The organism is Enterococcus pallens ATCC BAA-351 (assembly GCF_000407485.1).
Lineage (GTDB): Bacteria > Bacillota > Bacilli > Lactobacillales > Enterococcaceae > Enterococcus_A > Enterococcus_A pallens.
This window is the reverse complement of sequence record NZ_ASWD01000007.1, coordinates 77197-94388: the sequence shown is the minus strand read 5'-3', so window position 1 is coordinate 94388 and position 17192 is coordinate 77197. Positions and strand designations below refer to the sequence as shown.

The window sequence follows — 17192 nt, the reverse complement described above, 5'->3', positions numbered from 1 at the left end:
GAGCGGTCCGTTCGTTTTTGAACAGATCGCTCTTTTGTTTACTTTACTAATTATTCAGCGCTTAATGCTGCCATAGTAATGTAGTTGTAAGGTTGATTGAAGTGAGGCAGGAAGAAAATATCTAGTAATTTCATCTTATCAATCGTTACGCCTTCTTCAATTGCCAATGAGAACATATGGATACCCATAGCAATTTCAGCAGTAGTAGAGGCTAATTGCGCACCAACTACACGACGAGAGTCCTCTTCATAAACAATTCGAATCTTAACGTCGTCATTTTCTTTCATGAAACCAGGTTTTTGAGAATCTTGGAAATCAGTATATTTCACCTTCATGCCATTTTTCTCAGCAGCTTCCACTGAGACCCCAGTTGAAACCATGTTGTAGCCAAAGATTGAAATACCGTTTGAACCTTGAACACCAGTAGATTCTAAAGGAGTGCCACCGATATTGTGAGCTGCTACAATTCCAGAACGAACAGCATTCGTTGCTAAAGCAATATACGTTGTTTTCTTTAATGCATTAGAGTAAATAGTTGCACAATCACCCACAGCGTAAACAGAATCATCGCTAGTTTTTTGATGAAGATCAACTAAATAAGCGCCATTGGCAAATAATTCCAAATGGTCTTTACCAAGTTCGTTGTTTGGCAGGAATCCGATAGCGTTGATTACTAAGTCAACTGGGTATTCACCTTTGTCAGTGACAATCGCTTCAACCTTATCTGTACCTTTATATTCACGAGCAAGCTCATTAAAGTGTAATTCAATCCCGTGATCAGCCAATACTTTATCCATATCATCAGTAAACCATTTATCGTAGTAGTTTGGCAGGGAACGTCCAGCAGCATCGAATAATAGTACGTTTTTACCGCGACGTTTTGCAGCTTCAGCAATTTCTACACCAATGTAGCCAGCGCCAATTACGGCAACTGTTTCAATCTCATCTTTAGAAAGAATTTCGTCTACAGCTTGTCCATCTTGGAATCGTTTCAGGAAGTGAATATTGTTCAAGTCACGACCTGGTACGTTTGGTGAAATTGGAACAGAACCAGTAGCAAGAATTAGTTTGTCGTAAGATTCAACATAGCTTTCGCCATCTTTTTTTACAGCGTGAACTTCTTTTTTAGCAAAATCAATGTGGTCAACGGTTGTTTCCATGGAAATCTTAGCACCTTTTGCTTCGAAATCCTCTTTCTTAGTGTAGAATAACCCTTCGTAAGAATCGATTTGACGCCCTACCCAAAGTGCGGTTCCACAACCTAGGTAGCTTAAGTTAGTGTTGCGATCGATCATTACAACTTCTTGATCTTTGTAGGTATCCAACAATGTGTTTGCTGCAGCGATTCCTGCATGGTTAGCTCCAATAATTACTGTTTTAGACATCAAAAAACCTCTCCTTCAAATAATAGATAAAATTTTTGCTCGTTTCTTCACAATAGTAGTGATAAGAAACAAATGCAGCTGTTTAAAACTGCGTAATACCTTTTTTCTGAGCACGATGAACTCTTATCAACCTTCCTTCTTTCAAATCAGTGGATAAATGTGACCGTTCTCAAGAAGATTATACCAGAAAACTCAGTCCTAATTAAGAATAATTATCAAAAAATCTGATTTTTTTTGATTTCTTCGAAAAAGGGTGGAGAAAACCTGCTTTGTGATCGCTTTTCAAGCCTTATTTTTTCTATTGAGAGCAAATAGGTAATACCGGAAATTTCTGTATAGGTTGAGAAAGAATCGGTTTCTAATGAGAATAGAAAGCTATAAATTCATTTTTATTAGAAAAAACAAACACTTTTACAGCTGAAATTTGAACCTTATTTGATAAAAACATTAGTACGTGATTAAGCGCACGTAAATAAGCGCAACAATAGTTAATTTATTGTTGCGATTATCACTAAACAGATTCACGAATAATCAGTTCAGTTTTCAATTCAGGTTTTTCAACAGAAGACAGCACTCTTTTTTCTATCTTAGCGATTAAAAGCTTAGTTGTGTATTCCCCCATTTTTTTAATAGGCTGGCGAATGGTAGTGATTTCTGGTGAAGTCAACAGTGCCATTGGTTGATCGTCAAATCCTAAAACTGCTAAATCTTCAGGAACCTTAACTTGATATTTTCGAGCCTCGCTAATAATTCCAGCTGCAACTTCATCTCCGTTAGAGAAAACAGCAGTTATTTTGGCTTTTGGGTGTTCCACCAGCCATCTCAGAAATTTTTTTCCGCCTTCAATGCCTAAAATATCATCGAAGAACCAGCTTTCATCAAATGTTACGTTGTTGTCTCGCAATGCTTGCAGATATCCTTTGAAGCGATGATCATGTGGGTTCATCACATTACCAGTACAAAAAGCAATTTTACTGTGACCTTGTTTAATTAAATAATCCGTTCCTTTGTAGCTTGCTTCTGCTTCATCAATGTGAATAACGGGTAATTTTTCGTCGCCGATGTAACGATTGCACAGGACAATTTTCCCTTCTTCAATTAAAGCAGTTACCTCTTTAGTAGCAGTTTCTAGATTAGTCATAATTATGCCATCTAACTGCTTTTTTTGGACCATTTCGATATAGAACTTTTCCATGGCAGGATTGCCTCGAGTTTGCATGACCACTAAATGATAGCCTAACTCTAAAGCAGTTGTTTCGATCGCATCGACCAGATAAGCAAAAAAAGGATTCGTGATGTAGGAGATAATCACACCAATCATTTTAGAACCTTTTCCTCTTAACTGTTGAGCAACGTTATTTGGATAGTAGTTTAACTCTTCCATAGCCTTGTAAATTTTCTTTTTAGTTTTTTCTGACACATAGGGATGATCGTTGAGAGCCCGGGAAACAGTAGTAACTGAAACTCTGGCTTTTTTAGCTACATCTTCGATACTTGCCATCTAATGTACTCCTTATTTTTTATGGATTCTTAACCTCATTATAGACTAAAATGCTTATATAGCAACAAAAAAATATTATGAAAACGATTGACATATGAAAACGATTGACATATACTCGATTTATAAAGAAAACGCCTTCTGATATTTAGTGTTAAAAGTTGAGGTATCGTTTTCATGTTTTATCAAAATCAAAGGAGAATAGCCATGAAGAAAAAAGTAGGTTTAAGTATTGTTACAGTTTTTGCTGCGTTACTGTTGGCAGGTTGCGGTGGAGGAAATGACAGCTCTAGCAGCCAAACAGATTCTGGCGATGTGAACTTGAAGGTTTGGGTTGATCCTGGTACGGGTGACTTTTATAAGGATGTTGTAAAAGAATATAGAGAAAGTAACGGGATTGATTATCCCATTGAAGTAGTAGAATCTGATACTGGAAAAGCTCAGGAGTTTGTCAAAAAAGATCCAGATGCAGCTGCAGATGTTTTCAGCATGCCTCACGATCAGCTTGGACAGTTAGTAGAAGCTGGAGTTGTCTATGAGAATACGAAATACGCAGAAGAGGTAAAAGAAAACAATACCGAACAAGCTGTCAATGGTGCCACTTACCAAGATAAATTATATGGCTATCCTTACGGTGTAGAGAGCATGATGCTTTATTACGATAAATCTAAATTAACCGAAGAAGATGTTAAAACCTATGAAGGAATTGTCGCTAAAGAAAAAATTGGATTAAATTTTGAAGAGGCGGGTGCGGATTACTTCGCAGTTCCATTTTTTGTATCAAACGGTTCGAAATTGTACGGTGAAGACGGAGAAGATGCTTCGGGAACCACTTTCAATGATGCGAAAGGTGTAAACACCTTAAAATGGATTGCTGCTCAAGGCAAAAATCCGAATGTTGTTCAAGCTAATGCGGACTTGATGAGTCAACTGGAAAACGGCTCAATTGCTGCTTTAGTGAGTGGGCCATGGGGACGTGAAAATATCGAAGAAATTTTAGGGGATAACATGGGAATTGCACCTTATCCAACAAATGATTTCGGAGATGGAACGGTCCAGATGAAGGCTTTCTTGGGAGTGAAACTTTATAGTGTGAATGCGAATACGAAGCATCCACTAGAAGCAATGGAGTTGGCAAGTTATCTATCCAGTAAAGCTGCACAGGAGCAAGCCTTCGAAAAAATGAATACAATTCCTTCCAATAAAGAATTGCAGCAGTCTGAAAAAGTTGCCAATGATCCTTTAGCAAGTACGGTTGTAAAAATGGCTCAACCAGGATTTACTGAATTGATGCCTAAAATTCCTGAAATGGTCAGCTTTTGGCCAGGTGCTTTATCAGTTATAAGTGACAGCTACAAAGGTAAAATTCCCGAGGATCAAATGGAAAAGAAATTGACACAATTAGTCGATGACACATCAGCAACTAAAGATTAAGCACTTCGCAGGATGCTTTTGTGGGTATCCTGCGATCATTAAAACGAGGTGGAAAAATGGAAGAAAATAAAGGAGTGCAGCAAACCTCTTATAAGCAAATTCTTTCTAATGGCAATCTGGGAGAGAAGGCTGCCTTTGTGGTTATGGGGGCTGGAAATCTTGCTAATAAACAAATTATTAAAGGATTGCTGTTTTTAATTAGTGAGATCGGCTTTCTGGTCTGGTTTTTTATGAGGGGGATTAATAATCTTCGCGGCTTGGTTACTTTGGGGACAAATCAGCAAGGCTGGGTATTTGATGAAACGCTTGGTATCAATGTACAAGTGACTGGTGACAATTCAATGCTGCTGTTGATTTATGGAATTGCTACTATTATTGCACTTATCATTTTTATCCTACTGTATAAAACCAATTTGAAAAGTACGAAACAGCTTTACTACTTAAGAAGTCATGATTTAGCAATTCCTACATTTATGCAGGATGTTCGTTCGTTGCTGGATGAACGTTTCCATCTTACATTAATGTCTATCCCAATGGTAGGCGTAATTGTTTTTACCGTATTGCCATTGATGTATATGATTTCGTTAGCTTTCACCAGCTATGATCACAATCATTTGCCGCCCAAAAGCTTATTTGACTGGGTTGGCTTAGCAAATTTTGGTAATGTCCTAAGTGGTCGTATTTCTGGGACGTTCTTCCCACTTCTGGGATGGACATTAATTTGGGCCTTGTGCGCCACAGCAACTAGTTTCTTTTTTGGAGTGCTGTTGGCTTTGCTGATAAATTCAAAAGGAATTAAAGGGAAAAAAGTTTTTCGAACCCTGTTTGTGCTAACAATGGCAGTGCCACAGTTTATTTCGCTATTGATCATGCAGAATATGCTGCATGCTTCAGGTCCGATTAACGCTTTTTTACAAGAGCTTCAGTTGATTAATGCTCCGATTCCTTTTCTAACTAACGGATTAATGGCAAAAATCTCAGTCATTGTAGTAAATATGTGGATTGGTATTCCGGTATCCATGCTTGTAACTACTGGTATCATCATGAATTTGCCAGAGGATCAAATTGAGGCAGCTCGCATGGATGGGGCAAATAAACTTCAGGTTTTTCGTTATATAACCTTTCCGCAAATTTTATTTGTTATGGCACCAAGTCTAATTCAACAGTTTATCGGCAACATTAATAATTTCAATGTGATTTATCTGCTGACAGGTGGCGGTCCATTAAACAGTGATTTCTATAATGCTGGAGAAACTGATTTATTGGTTACTTGGTTATACAAGCTGACAGTTGAGGTGGCGGACTACAACATTGCTTCTGTTATCGGAATTATCACGTTTGTGCTTAGTGCAGTCTTTTCACTATTTGCGTATACTCGGTCAGGATCATACAAAAAAGAAGGGGCGTTATAAATGGAAAAAAATCGCAAAAGCTCAAAGATAGTGATTTATGCAGCGCTGATTTTTTTGGCAGCGATCTGGGTCTTCCCGATTCTCTGGATCTTTTTGACCTCGTTTCGAGCAGAGGGTGGTCAATTTGTTTCGTATATTATTCCAAAGCAATTCCAGAAACAAATAAATCAGTAGTTTTATTCCAGTGTCTTACGAAAGATGCTGGTTTTTTGTTATCTTAATTTTTTTTTGGAGAATATTAAGCTTTTAGTATCAGGTAAAAAAGCGCAAAATTCGGGAACTTTTGGTTAGGAATAAAGGAAGAAATCCTGGGATAGTTTCACTATACTATAGATAAATAAAGAGTATGGAGGGACTTATGAAGCTAAAAATTGGAATTATTGGGTGTGGCGGAATTGCTAAAGGGAAGCATCTTCCGGCTTTAGAGCAGATTAAGGAAGTCGAGTTAGTAGCTTTCTGCGATGTTATTTTGGAACGTGCAGTTAATGCACAGGTAATCTTTGGAACCGAGGATGCTAAGGTATTTACTAATTACAAGGAAATGCTGGCAGAAATGTCATTGGATGTAGTACATGTATGCACCCCTAACTCTTCTCATGCAGAATTAACGATTGCCGCTTTAGAGGCAGATTGTCATGTAATGTGCGAGAAACCCATGGCAAAAACCTCGGCTGAGGCGAAGCAGATGATCGAAGCAGCCGAAAGAACCGGCAAAAAATTGACTATTGGCTACCAAAACCGTTTCCGGACAGATTCACGATATTTGCAAGAGGTTTGTCAAGAAGGCGCATTAGGAGATATCTATTTTGGTAAAGCGCATGCGATTCGTCGTCGAGCAGTTCCTACATGGGGTGTTTTCCTTGATGAAGAAGCGCAGGGCGGTGGGCCGCTAATTGATATTGGTACACATGCCTTGGATTTGACTTTGTGGATGATGAATAATTATCAGCCAAAATATGTAGTCGGTAAAGCGTACCATAAGCTAGCTGATACGGAGAATGCGGCTAATGCCTGGGGATCATGGAACCCAGAAAAGTTCAAGGTGGAGGATTCAGCTTTTGGTTTTATTGTGATGGAGAATGGAGCCAGTATCTTCTTAGAATCTAGCTGGGCTTTAAACAGCTTAGATGTAAAGGAAGCTAAGACGACACTTTGTGGAACTAAAGGTGGAGCAGATATGAATGCCGGATTGACCTTAAATGGTGAAGATCACAGTTTATTGTTTGAAAAGAAAATCGAATTAGAAACAGGCGGCGTGGATTTTTACGATGGTGAAGGAGACGACCCGGCGTTGACAGAGGCTCAGTCTTGGATTACTGCAATTTTAGAAGATCAAGAGCCGGTAGTGAAGCCGAAGCAGGCGCTAGTCGTAACAGAAATATTAGAGGCCATTTACGAATCATCAACCACTGGTCAGCCAGTCTTTTTATAGGAGGAACAAGCGATGAAATTAGGTGTATTTACCCCACTATTTAACAATTTAAGCTTTGAGGAAATGATTGATGCGGTAGCAAAACAAGGTTTACAGACTGTTGAGATTGGAACAGGCGGATCGCCAGGAAATGCTCATTTGGATATTGACAAGCTGTTAAACAGCAAGGAAGCGCGTCAGGAATATTTGGCAAAATTAGCTGATAAAGGATTGAGTATTTCTGCTTTGAGCTGTCACCATAATCCGATATCACCGGTTAAAGAAACTGCTCAGGAGGCCGATGAACTGTTACAGAAAACGATTAAGCTAGCAAGCTTAATGAATGTTTCTGTAGTCAATGGTTTCTCAGGTGTTTCCGGCGGCAATCCATCTGACACGCAGGTAAACTGGCCGGTATTGCCGTGGCCGACTGCTTATGATGACAATTATAATTATCAATGGGAACAAAAGCTAATTCCTTACTGGCAAGAAATCAATACGATTGCTGAAGCTGCAGGTGTAAAAATAGGGATCGAATTGCATGGTGGTTTCTTATGTCATACGCCTTATACGATGTTGAAGCTGCGGGAAGCAACGGGAAAAGCAATCGGTTGTAATTTAGATCCAAGTCACTTGTGGTGGCAGGGGATTGATCCAGTAGCCGCGGTCAAAATTCTGGGTAAAGAAGGCGCCATCCATCATTTCCATGCCAAAGATACCTACTTGGATCAAGACAATATCAATATGTACGGTTTAACAGATATGCAGCCATATAACAATGTACAAACTAGAGCATGGACTTTCCGGACCGTTGGCTGTGGCCACGACTTGAAGGTTTGGTCAGATATTATTTCGGCATTGCGTTTGTATGGCTACGATTATGTATTAAGTATCGAGCATGAAGACCCAATTATGTCGATCGACGAAGGTCTAACGCGAGCAGTTACAAACTTAAAAAGCATTATAATCAAGGATCAGCCGGCCGATATGTGGTGGGCATAAGGAGGAAATAAATGAAACCAATCAATTTTGCGGTTATCGGGTATGGCGGTATGGGCAGCTATCATGTGCATACTATCATGCCAAAAGATCAAGAACGCGTTCAAGTGATCGGAACCTATGATGTGTCTGAGGAACGCCAAGCTGTTTCCGCAGAAAATGGACATATACTTTATCCTAGTTATGAAGCGGTATTATTAGATAGGCAAGTTGAAGCGGTACTAATTGCCACTCCTAACGATGTGCACAAAGAATTAGCAATTCAGGCTTTACAAGCTGGGAAACATGTGGTTTGTGAAAAACCGGTGACGTTGACAACAGAAGAATTTGATGAAATACTGGCGGTTGCTCAAGAGACCGATTGCATCTTTATGGTGCATCAAAATCGTCGCTGGGACCCGGATTTTCTCATTATTCGTGAACTGTACAAAAATCGGAAAATGGGTGACATCTTTCAAATTGAATCGCGGGTACAGGGGGCCAATGGAATTCCTGGTGATTGGCGTCACTTGAAGGCTCATGGCGGTGGAATGGTGTTGGACTGGGGGGTTCATCTTTTTGACCAATTATTATTTTTAGTAGATCATCCAATCCAAAAAGTATCCGCTGATTTGAGCTATATTTTAGGTGATGAAGTGGATGATGGCTTTAGCTGTGTCCTTACTTTTGAAAATGGGTTACGGGCTGTAGTGGAGGTAGGCACTACTAACTACACGAAATTACCGCGTTGGTATGTGAAAGGAACTGAAGGCACGGCCAAAATTGAGGATTGGGATTTGTCTGGCGAAATGGTCGTTGCTTCAAAAAATGAGAACTTGTCCGCACCGCAGCCGATCCAAGCTGGTGTCGGGTTAACGAAGACCATGGCACCACCTTCTGAGGATTCAACTGTTAAGCTACCGTTTACAAAGCCTAAAGCTGAATATGTGTCCTTCTATCGTAATTTTTATGAAGTAGTTCGTCATCAAGCAGAGCCGATTGTGAAAAATCATGAGGTACACAGGGTGATGGAGCTGATTGATTGTATTTTGCTGGCGGAGACCAAGGCGGCAAAAGAATTACAGGTAGTCTAATGCAACAGAAACAGGGAGATAAGCCAACTGGTTTATCTCCCTGTAATGATTATTCTGGTATTTCGCTGTAGGTAGAAGATAATACAAAATCGCCGTTTCCTTTTTGATTTTGTAAAGCATCTAAGGCATCAAGATCGTTGAAATGCCACCATTCCGAAGCCAATGGCGTTAATCCGCCGATAGTGATTAGGTAGTGCTGGAGTAAGGCAACATTGCCGCTGTTATTAGGATTTACAACGGCACTTTGCCATGCGGTACGATCATTGGAGGCCACTGGCTGAGTGTAAATCGCTGATTGCGCACTCAATTCGTGCATAGCTGTGTGCATCGGATACTCAGTGGAGGTTTCTACCTCCGTGATTAAATACTTGCCAACTTTTTTCTGCTTGGACGTGTCAATTTTGGCAACCGTTACATCAATTGCATAGCCTACTTGGTGGTTAGAAACTTTAGTAGAAATGAACCAATCAATTTGCCAGGGCTGTGAAGCGATGCCTGCCATGACTTCTGGTGTCGCTTGAGCCAGTTGCATCAGCTGATTGGCAACATTTAATTGTACCGGTAATGGGCGGAAACCTTCATAAATGACTAAGGTGTTGCCCTCCGACAAGGCCGCTGTTTGAGCTTGCATAATTTTTCCAGCCATATTGTATAAGACGGGTACAATGTATTCTTCCTTACCCAACCGGTCATTTAAATCTCGGCTTTCATACAACATCTGTCCAGTAACATTAGGGATAGTGTGTCCAGAGGAAGTGAATAATGACTTAGTATTATTCGTGATATTGTATTGGATCGAAGGAATCAAATCCGGCAAATTCACCATACAATAATTACTATCCAGCCACCCCGTTTGGCCCTCAACTTTTACCTGCAGCCAGCCGTTATCTTCCTTTAAAATGGTAAAACCAGTTCCTGGCTCTAAACGTCTCAGCTCAGTGCCTTGAATAGTATTGGCTTCTCTCAACGGCAGGGTGATAGAGACATAACCAGTTGCCCCCTGCAGTGGCAATTCGTATTGTCCCTGGTAAACTTCACCCGTAAGCTCTGGAGTTTCCTCGGTTGAAGCAGAGGAGGAAGCAGTCTCCTGACTAATCGAAGATGACTCTTTAGAGGGAACAGCTGTTTCAGTTGTTGGACTACTACCGGATTCAGAAGTTTCGTTGTTTTGCTGACAACCGGCCATTGTCAATAATAGAACGCCAGTAGTAACTAGTAATGCAATTGATTTCATGTTGCCTCCTATCTGATCATTATTTTTAGCAGCTCAAGCAGGAGTAAATGTCCTGGGTAAAATAAGTAAAAGCCCCATTTCATCCATTTGCCGCCGCGTCCTTTTCTTCCATGATACAAGGCCAACACCGGAATAGCCAGCACGATTCCGATTTGATATAAATCAGCTGTTCCGTAATCCCGCAACAGTGGATATAAATGAAAGACGAGTCCTATCAGCAGAAAACTAAGCATTTGTTTTTTGAAGCGGCCGCGAAATAGTCCAAAACCAAGAATCCAAAGTACAGAAACGAAATTCCAATCTGCCCAAATAGCTAGCAAGCAGCATAATCCTACAAAAGCAATCTTTATCCCGAGATTAGCAGGGGAGTGTTTGACGAAAATTAAGGCCATTAATCCAAGCGCTAGTCCCCATAGGACGCTAGTGGCGCCAAACAGCGGTAGATTAAAATAAATGACATAGGGAAAATGTGCCAGCAAAGCAAAAAGGACTAAGCGTTGTAAATATTTTTTTCGATTCGAGGTAAAAAACTCACCTTCAGCCACGAAGTAACACATAATCGGCGCACATAAACGACCGAAAAGCCGCAGAACGAACCAAATTGGTTGGTCGCTAGGAATAAAGACACTGGCGAAATGATCTAAAAACATTGCAGCGATTGCCAAATACTTAAGAAAGTTGGCGGATAAATCAAATTTATGGGATACAGCATGTTCCATCGGTCAATACTCCTTCATTAGTTATTGGCACCTCTGAATCTTGAGCATTTGGCCACTCAAAAAATAGTATTTGTCATAGTAGCGGCCAAATGTTTTGAAAACAATAGAACAATTACCGTATTTTGCTTAAACAATGATTAAAGGAAATGATATAGAATGCGCCAAAAAAAAGAAAGAATCCTGCTTTAAAGCACTGATTCTTTCTTTTTTTCTAATGTTTTGATGTTATTTAGTAAGATTTCTTCGTTCATAAGCCAGTTGAAACTCCTGCAAGGTTTTAACCCGCTGCAGCAAGTAATTTGCAGCCATACCAATAAAAATGCCAGATAAAACACCTAAAAACGAGAGGACTGGCAGGTAGAGCATGACTGACCAGGATTGTGCAATCATAGCCGCAACAATCAGCTGTCCAATATTGTGCAAAAAGCCGCCGGCAGCGCTAATCCCAATAATGCTGACTCGTTGAGGCCCTAGCTTTTTCACTCCTAGCATTCCGGCGTAGCTGAGCATGGCTCCGCTGGCACTGTAAAGAAACGTTGAAACGGTTCCCCCCAGCAAGGTGGTCAGCAGCAGCCGCAGCCAAACCAAGAAAAAGCTGTCTCGGTTGCGCATGGTGAATAAGGAGATGACTGTGATCAGATTGGCTAATCCCAGCTTAGCTCCCGGTGCAAAAGCAAAGGGATACGGAAGCATATTTTCCAGCAGCCCTAAAACAACTCCTTGGGCTACCAGTAATGAAATAAAGAGCGTTTTTTTAGTTTTTGCCATGCTGAGCTCCTTTCTGCTAGACAATTTCAATCACTAGTTTATGGGGCAGGCAGACAATTGTGTCTCCCTTTTTTTCAATCCATCCGCGGCGGACACAGACTTGATCGCGGCAGCTGGCCTCCCTTACCCGGATTTTCTGGTCGGTTATTTCAATGATATTGTAATCACCATCTGTGTCCTCGTATCGATAGGTAAACGTCTTTTGATCCACAACCAGATTAAAGCGGCGAATCTCTTCACCATCAATGCGCAGAACAGCTTCCAGACTGTTGGCTGCGGTTTGTTTTTGATAAATAGAAAAAAACAATAAAGGAAGCAAAGAACCGACTAGCAGCAGTCCGATGATAATGCCATCCCAGGGCCGCCATAAACTTTTATCAAAAAAATGGTTTCGCTTGATGGCTGTCGCCTCCTTTTCTAAGTAAAAAGCTGCTTTTTCTTCTCAGAGTAAGTTATACTTTTACTGTATCATAAGTAAAACGAGAATAGAAAACAAAAGGTGAAGGAAATGAAAAGAAGGAGCAGTTTGCTCAGCCTATTGCTATGCATGTTTTTTTTAGCTGGCTGCAGTCGACAGGACGGTTTACGGGAAGAGCCTTATTCAAAGGAAAGTTTTTCGCTAGGCACGTATATTCGGATTCGGGTTTATGATGAAGGCAAAGAGGGCGCACTGAAGCCAGCCTTTCGACGGATTAATCAATTAGAAAAGAAGCTGACTACTGACTCAGAAGAGCATACCTCAGAAATAGAACACATCAATGAGCTGGCTGGAATTCATCCGGTCAAGGTCTCCTCAGAGGTCTATCAACTGATTAAAAAGGCTGCTGATTATAGTGAAGAATCGGTGGGAGGTTTCAATTATACGATTGGTGCTATTACCCAATTGTGGCGTATTGGCCGTGAAGATGCCCGCAAGCCAGAGCAGTCAGAAATTGATGCTGCTGTAAAGAAAGTCGATTATCGCAAGGTCATCTTTTCAGATGAAGCACGGACTATCTTTTTTAAGGAAGCCGGTATGCAAATTGATTTAGGAGCAATTGCCAAAGGGTATATTACTGATGAGGTGGTGAAAACCTTAAAGCAAGAAGGCGTGACCTCGGCTATCCTGGATTTAGGTGGCAATATTTATGTGCTGGGGAAGAATCCTAATCAGGAGGATGGACTTTGGTCAGTGGGGGTTCAGGACCCTAATTTGGCACGGGGCGTAACAATTGGAACCCTTCGTACCACTGATCAAACTATTGTGACATCAGGGATTTATGAACGCAAGCTGGAGGTAGACGATCAAGTATATCACCATATTTTTGATTCCACTACCGGCTATCCCTACGATAATGACCTAGCCAGTGTATCGATTATCACCAACCAATCGATTGATGGAGATGCTCTGTCAACCTTAGTTTATAGCAAAGGTATCAAGGCGGGACTGAACTATGTCGAAAAAGAAACCGATGAGAATACGGATGCCATTTTTGTTAGCAAGGACAATCAGGTTTATGTAACAAAGGGGCTGGAAGGAAACTTTCAGCTGGCAAAGGATGTTGATTATACAATGGGGGATCGACAAAAACTGGAATAGAGGAGGAAGTGTCGCAAGGCACCTCTTCCTCTATTTTGGTTGGTTTTCTAAGGATGAAAAGCTCCTGTCGAAAAAGCTTTTTCTATTAACTTTACTTTAAGGCTAAGTGGAAAGATGATAAGACAAGTAAATAAATTGATCTTGCTGTTCAGCGGATGCAGAAATATGTAGGAAAACAATCAATAAAATAACGTTGACAGTATGAAAAAAGGGGTAGCCAGATGAACTTTCTTTCAGTGCCGAAACAGCGATGACTAGTCAAGTAATCGAAAATAAGAAACGAACAGCTATAAACCATTTAGTAATTACTGTTGGTAAGCAAATTTTTCGTGTAATGTTAGTTAATATGGAAACTGCGAAAGCATTCAAAACAGTCCTTACCTTAATATTTAATAGGAATGATTTGATTGACTTAGCACAGGCTTTGGAGCAGTGTAACGGGAAATCTCGGTTGAGTTAACAGAATAATAACGAAGAGTTTAAGTAGGGAAAATGCTGATACTAATCATTTAAAAATTTCAAGGATAGTCTAAAGTAAATGGAATAGACTATACTTTTGAAATATTGAAAACAAATTGGAAACACTTGGAAAAATAACGATGTATAATTAGTATGGTGATCCTACAGGTAAAGGCGAAAATACTAGGTATAAGATTAAATGAGAGAAATAGCCTTGTACTTAACAATTTTTGGTATTTTCGTCTTTCAAGGAGTTAAACTCTATCGGAACTTGAAAAAAATATCCTTCTCCAAAAAACTAATCTGGCGCTCTTTTTCACAGGTGGCTTCTTTTTTTGAAAATAACCTATTGACAGCCTTTTCATGTTTCGATACTCTATAGGCGTCGATACATGAAAATCAGAATCCAAAAGATCCAGATGTCATTTTTGACTTTTGCAAGATTCTGATGAATGAAACCGTAATTATAAAGCTAAGTGAAAGAGAGAAAAGAGATATGTTAAGTTTAGTAGCAACTTTTGAAAATAGTGATGGCAGTCGTCAGAACTGGACCTTTAAAAATCCTGATCCCAATAAACCAGCAGCAGAAATCCGGGCTGCTTTAGAAGCGATGGCAAATTTGTATTTATTTGAAAAAGACGGTGTTCGTCTGTTCACTAAAGTTATCAGCGAGAAATTCGTTGAAACCATTGAACGTCCACTGTTTGATTTTAGCAAAGGCAAAGCTGGACTTAAAGCAACGCAAACGAAGCAGTTTGTTTCGTCAAGAACGGCCACCAAATCCCTTGAATCTGCGGAATCTTCAATAGGGGAAGCTGCTCAAAGGGTGATAGCTCCGGTTAAGTCCGCAATGAAAACCATCAAAGAAACAGTTACTACAGCTAAACCAGCAGTAGAGACTGTCCAAACCAATAAAGCAACAATCAAATCGCCGCAATCTGTGATTGATCCGGTTCAAGTACCTAAAAAGTCCTTTGAAGCGATGATTGATCAAGTACAATCCTCTTCTTCGGCAATGACCCCAGCTGATCAAAAGCTAAAAACTGTGGTGAATCCAGTTGTCACAGCTAAATCTGCCATAAAAGTACCAAAGACTGTTGGCAAATCAGCTGTCCAGCAAGCGCCTAACATACTTTTAAATCCGGCAGTCCAAGCGATGCAATTAAGTGAAGTCTTAGCCGCCGCAAAACCTAAAAATAGCCAATCACAAATCACTTTAAAACAGCATACATCTATGAATCGACCCGTGATCACACCACCAAAAAGCGCGCATGACCAAGGGTTGATGGAAATCTTGCTGCCAGAAGAAGCGGTAGCAGCGATGAGCGATCAGGAGCTGAGGGCTTTTGTCACCGCGCAACTGCCAAAGGGAACGGTCTTGACGAATTTAAACATCGAAGATTTGCGTGCGTCTTCTAAGGAAAGCAGTTCTCAACTGGAATGTCTGAAAAGCCAGCAGGGAAATACCGGATCACGCAAGAAAAAACGGAGCAAAAAGAATCGGTAGTTTGCTGCGTCCAAAAAGGGTGCTTTCTTTAAGCTGATGAAGAACAGAACAAAGGCGATGCTCTGAAGCTTAACAGGTTTGCAAAAGTTTCCCTAAACCTAGCAATTCCTGCAGTTAATCGGCTGGAGAAGCTCAGCTAACATGGATCATTTGCTCATGTAAACCACTTTCTCGACATGTTACGGCTTAGAAATATGCTGGGATAGCGATTGATCGATGAAAAATTCTTTTTAGGCGTGTAAGTTGCTGTGTGGGCAATTTTTACTAGCTGAAATCCGTATCCATAGTTTCAACACTTTACAACCGTCTTGCTAAAAAGGCAGAGGGTTGTTTTTGGCGCGCATTAAATAGAAATACCAAGAGCTTTCTGCTAAATGAGTTGTTTGTCTGAAAATGATAAACAGCTTTTTTATTTTCCCTTGACTTAAAGTTAAGGTTAAGGTCTATACTTGATCTGAAATCACGGAGAACAAGGAGGCTTTCTATGGCAACTTTTGATCAGGCAATTGATCGCTTTGATACCCATTCGTATAAGTGGGATATTGCAAAAGATGAACTGCCGATGTGGGTGGCAGACATGGATTTTCAAACAGCACCGGCAATAATTGCTGCGATTAATCAGCGAGCAGCCCATGGTGTATTTGGTTACAACACGGTACCGCCGACGTTTAACCGAGCGATTGCCAATTGGTGGAAGCGGCGGCACGGTGTTACGCTTCAAGAAGACTGGATTATGTATTGTACAGGTGTAGTTCCAGCGATTTCTTCTATTGTACGTAAGTTGACCAAGGTCGGTGATCAGGTACTGATTTTTTCACCAGTGTACAATATTTTTTATCATTCAATTGTGAATAATCACCGTATAGTTTTATCCAGTGATCTCCAATATGAAGCTGGTCGGTATGTTATTGATTTTGCTGACTTGGAGAATAAGCTGGCCCACGAGAATACATCGTTACTGATTTTCTGCAACCCTCATAATCCGATTGGGAAAATTTGGGCACCAGCCGTTTTAGAAAAGGTGGGGCAATTGTGCTTGAAGCATGGAGTGGTGGTTATTAGTGATGAAATCCATTGTGATTTGACCTTTCCAGGAAAACAGTATCATCCCTTTTATGCGGCTTCCACTGAGGTAACAGAAAATGTGATTATGTGCTGTGCTCCCACCAAGGCGTTTAATATCGCGGGGCTGCAGACAGCGGCAATTGTCGTGAAAAATGAAAAATTACGCAAGCTGGTTAATCGAGGAATCAATACAGATGAAGTAGCGGAACCGAACAGCTTTGCGATTCAGGCTGCAATCGCGGCGTTCAATGAAGGGGAGACTTGGCTGACTGAGCTGAATCACTATCTTTATGAAAACCGTCAGTTAGTCGAAGCTTTTGTTACTGAACAGTTGCCAGAAATTAAAGTGATTTCCAGCGAAGCCACGTATCTGGCATGGTTAGATTGTTCACAGTTGACCGAGAATACCGAGGAATTATGTCAGTTTATTCGGGAAAAAACCGGATTATATGTAACGACTGGGGCCGTTTTTGGATCGAATAGTCAGGCCTTTATCCGATTAAATTATGCTACAACTAAAGGAAAAGTGGAGGATGGTCTGAACCGCCTTTTTCAGGGAGTGCAGGGATTTAAAAGTCAGTGAAGCTTTTGAGAAAGTCGTTAGAAGTTAAAATACATGCTATAGTATAAGTAGAAAGAGCTTGAGGTG

15 protein-coding genes are annotated in these 17192 nt (G+C 40.5%); 9 read left to right on the top strand and 6 right to left on the bottom strand.

Annotated elements, in window-relative coordinates; all coding sequences use genetic code 11:
* Positions 1-50: 50 nt before the first annotated feature.
* Both nox and I588_RS23895 read right to left on the bottom strand, forming a co-directional pair.
* Positions 51-1385 (bottom strand): H2O-forming NADH oxidase, encoded by a 1335-nt coding sequence (gene nox / locus I588_RS23900; protein ID WP_010756035.1) that lies wholly within the window; start codon positions 1383-1385, stop codon positions 51-53.
* 511 nt (positions 1386-1896) lie between these two features.
* Positions 1897-2886, bottom strand: coding sequence for a LacI family DNA-binding transcriptional regulator (locus I588_RS23895; RefSeq protein ID WP_010756036.1), 990 nt, complete (start codon positions 2884-2886; stop codon positions 1897-1899).
* Between the two features lie 204 nt (positions 2887-3090).
* Between I588_RS23895 and I588_RS23890 the strand changes: the two genes are divergently transcribed.
* The 6 genes from I588_RS23890 (at position 3091) to I588_RS23870 (ending at position 9212) form a co-directional block, all read left to right on the top strand.
* Positions 3091-4317: an extracellular solute-binding protein gene (locus I588_RS23890; RefSeq protein WP_010756037.1), complete on the top strand. Its 1227-nt coding sequence runs from the start codon at positions 3091-3093 to the stop codon at positions 4315-4317.
* Between the two features lie 56 nt (positions 4318-4373).
* Positions 4374-5729, top strand: a complete 1356-nt coding sequence (locus I588_RS23885) for a carbohydrate ABC transporter permease (RefSeq protein WP_010756038.1) — start codon at positions 4374-4376, stop codon at positions 5727-5729.
* On the top strand, positions 5730-5903 hold the full coding sequence (locus tag I588_RS27955; RefSeq protein ID WP_010756039.1) for a hypothetical protein: 174 nt from the start codon (positions 5730-5732) through the stop codon (positions 5901-5903).
* Positions 5904-6087: 184 nt separating this feature from the next.
* On the top strand, positions 6088-7161 hold the full coding sequence (locus tag I588_RS23880; RefSeq protein WP_010756040.1) for a Gfo/Idh/MocA family protein: 1074 nt from the start codon (positions 6088-6090) through the stop codon (positions 7159-7161).
* Positions 7162-7173: 12 nt separating this feature from the next.
* A complete protein-coding gene (locus I588_RS23875) occupies positions 7174-8142 on the top strand; it encodes a sugar phosphate isomerase/epimerase family protein (protein WP_010756041.1) in 969 nt (322 codons plus the stop codon).
* Between the two features lie 11 nt (positions 8143-8153).
* Positions 8154-9212: a Gfo/Idh/MocA family protein gene (locus I588_RS23870; RefSeq protein WP_010756042.1), complete on the top strand. Its 1059-nt coding sequence runs from the start codon at positions 8154-8156 to the stop codon at positions 9210-9212.
* A gap of 49 nt (positions 9213-9261) precedes the next feature.
* On the opposite strand, the gene I588_RS23865 is transcribed toward I588_RS23870, so the two are convergent.
* The 4 genes from I588_RS23865 to I588_RS23850 form a co-directional block, all read right to left on the bottom strand.
* The gene (locus tag I588_RS23865; RefSeq protein WP_010756043.1) at positions 9262-10446 is read right to left on the bottom strand and encodes a M15 family metallopeptidase; all 1185 of its coding nucleotides are present in this window, start codon (positions 10444-10446) and stop codon (positions 9262-9264) included.
* 8 nt (positions 10447-10454) lie between these two features.
* A complete protein-coding gene (locus tag I588_RS23860) occupies positions 10455-11165 on the bottom strand; it encodes a TraX family protein (RefSeq protein WP_010756044.1) in 711 nt (236 codons plus the stop codon).
* Between the two features lie 225 nt (positions 11166-11390).
* A complete protein-coding gene (locus I588_RS23855) occupies positions 11391-11933 on the bottom strand; it encodes a Gx transporter family protein (RefSeq protein WP_010756045.1) in 543 nt (180 codons plus the stop codon).
* A 16-nt stretch (positions 11934-11949) separates the two neighbouring features.
* The gene (locus I588_RS23850; RefSeq protein ID WP_051130051.1) at positions 11950-12333 is read right to left on the bottom strand and encodes a NusG domain II-containing protein; all 384 of its coding nucleotides are present in this window, start codon (positions 12331-12333) and stop codon (positions 11950-11952) included.
* A 108-nt stretch (positions 12334-12441) separates the two neighbouring features.
* Here I588_RS23850 and I588_RS23845 point away from each other — a divergent pair, with 108 nt between their 5' ends.
* The 3 genes from I588_RS23845 to I588_RS23835 all read left to right on the top strand — a co-directional run bounded on the left by I588_RS23845 (position 12442) and on the right by I588_RS23835 (position 17126).
* Positions 12442-13512 (top strand): FAD:protein FMN transferase, encoded by a 1071-nt coding sequence (locus I588_RS23845; RefSeq protein ID WP_034692434.1) that lies wholly within the window; start codon positions 12442-12444, stop codon positions 13510-13512.
* 955 nt (positions 13513-14467) lie between these two features.
* Entirely contained in the window at positions 14468-15478 is a 1011-nt protein-coding gene (locus I588_RS26625; protein ID WP_010756047.1) for a DUF2922 family protein, read from the top strand.
* A 484-nt stretch (positions 15479-15962) separates the two neighbouring features.
* The gene (locus I588_RS23835; RefSeq protein ID WP_010756048.1) at positions 15963-17126 is read left to right on the top strand and encodes a MalY/PatB family protein; all 1164 of its coding nucleotides are present in this window, start codon (positions 15963-15965) and stop codon (positions 17124-17126) included.
* Positions 17127-17192: the final 66 nt, after the last annotated feature.

What these genes read in the sequence shown, in the direction of transcription:
- nox (WP_010756035.1), bottom strand. Translation starts at nt 1,385, where the DNA reads ATGTCTAAAACAGTAATTATTGGAGCTAACCATGCAGGAATCGCTGCA.
- I588_RS23895 (WP_010756036.1), bottom strand. Translation starts at nt 2,886, where the DNA reads ATGGCAAGTATCGAAGATGTAGCTAAAAAAGCCAGAGTTTCAGTTACT.
- I588_RS23890 (WP_010756037.1), top strand. Translation starts at nt 3,091, where the DNA reads ATGAAGAAAAAAGTAGGTTTAAGTATTGTTACAGTTTTTGCTGCGTTA.
- I588_RS23885 (WP_010756038.1), top strand. Translation starts at nt 4,374, where the DNA reads ATGGAAGAAAATAAAGGAGTGCAGCAAACCTCTTATAAGCAAATTCTT.
- I588_RS27955 (WP_010756039.1), top strand. Translation starts at nt 5,730, where the DNA reads ATGGAAAAAAATCGCAAAAGCTCAAAGATAGTGATTTATGCAGCGCTG.
- I588_RS23880 (WP_010756040.1), top strand. Translation starts at nt 6,088, where the DNA reads ATGAAGCTAAAAATTGGAATTATTGGGTGTGGCGGAATTGCTAAAGGG.
- I588_RS23875 (WP_010756041.1), top strand. Translation starts at nt 7,174, where the DNA reads ATGAAATTAGGTGTATTTACCCCACTATTTAACAATTTAAGCTTTGAG.
- I588_RS23870 (WP_010756042.1), top strand. Translation starts at nt 8,154, where the DNA reads ATGAAACCAATCAATTTTGCGGTTATCGGGTATGGCGGTATGGGCAGC.
- I588_RS23865 (WP_010756043.1), bottom strand. Translation starts at nt 10,446, where the DNA reads ATGAAATCAATTGCATTACTAGTTACTACTGGCGTTCTATTATTGACA.
- I588_RS23860 (WP_010756044.1), bottom strand. Translation starts at nt 11,165, where the DNA reads ATGGAACATGCTGTATCCCATAAATTTGATTTATCCGCCAACTTTCTT.
- I588_RS23855 (WP_010756045.1), bottom strand. Translation starts at nt 11,933, where the DNA reads ATGGCAAAAACTAAAAAAACGCTCTTTATTTCATTACTGGTAGCCCAA.
- I588_RS23845 (WP_034692434.1), top strand. Translation starts at nt 12,442, where the DNA reads ATGAAAAGAAGGAGCAGTTTGCTCAGCCTATTGCTATGCATGTTTTTT.
- I588_RS26625 (WP_010756047.1), top strand. Translation starts at nt 14,468, where the DNA reads ATGTTAAGTTTAGTAGCAACTTTTGAAAATAGTGATGGCAGTCGTCAG.
- I588_RS23835 (WP_010756048.1), top strand. Translation starts at nt 15,963, where the DNA reads ATGGCAACTTTTGATCAGGCAATTGATCGCTTTGATACCCATTCGTAT.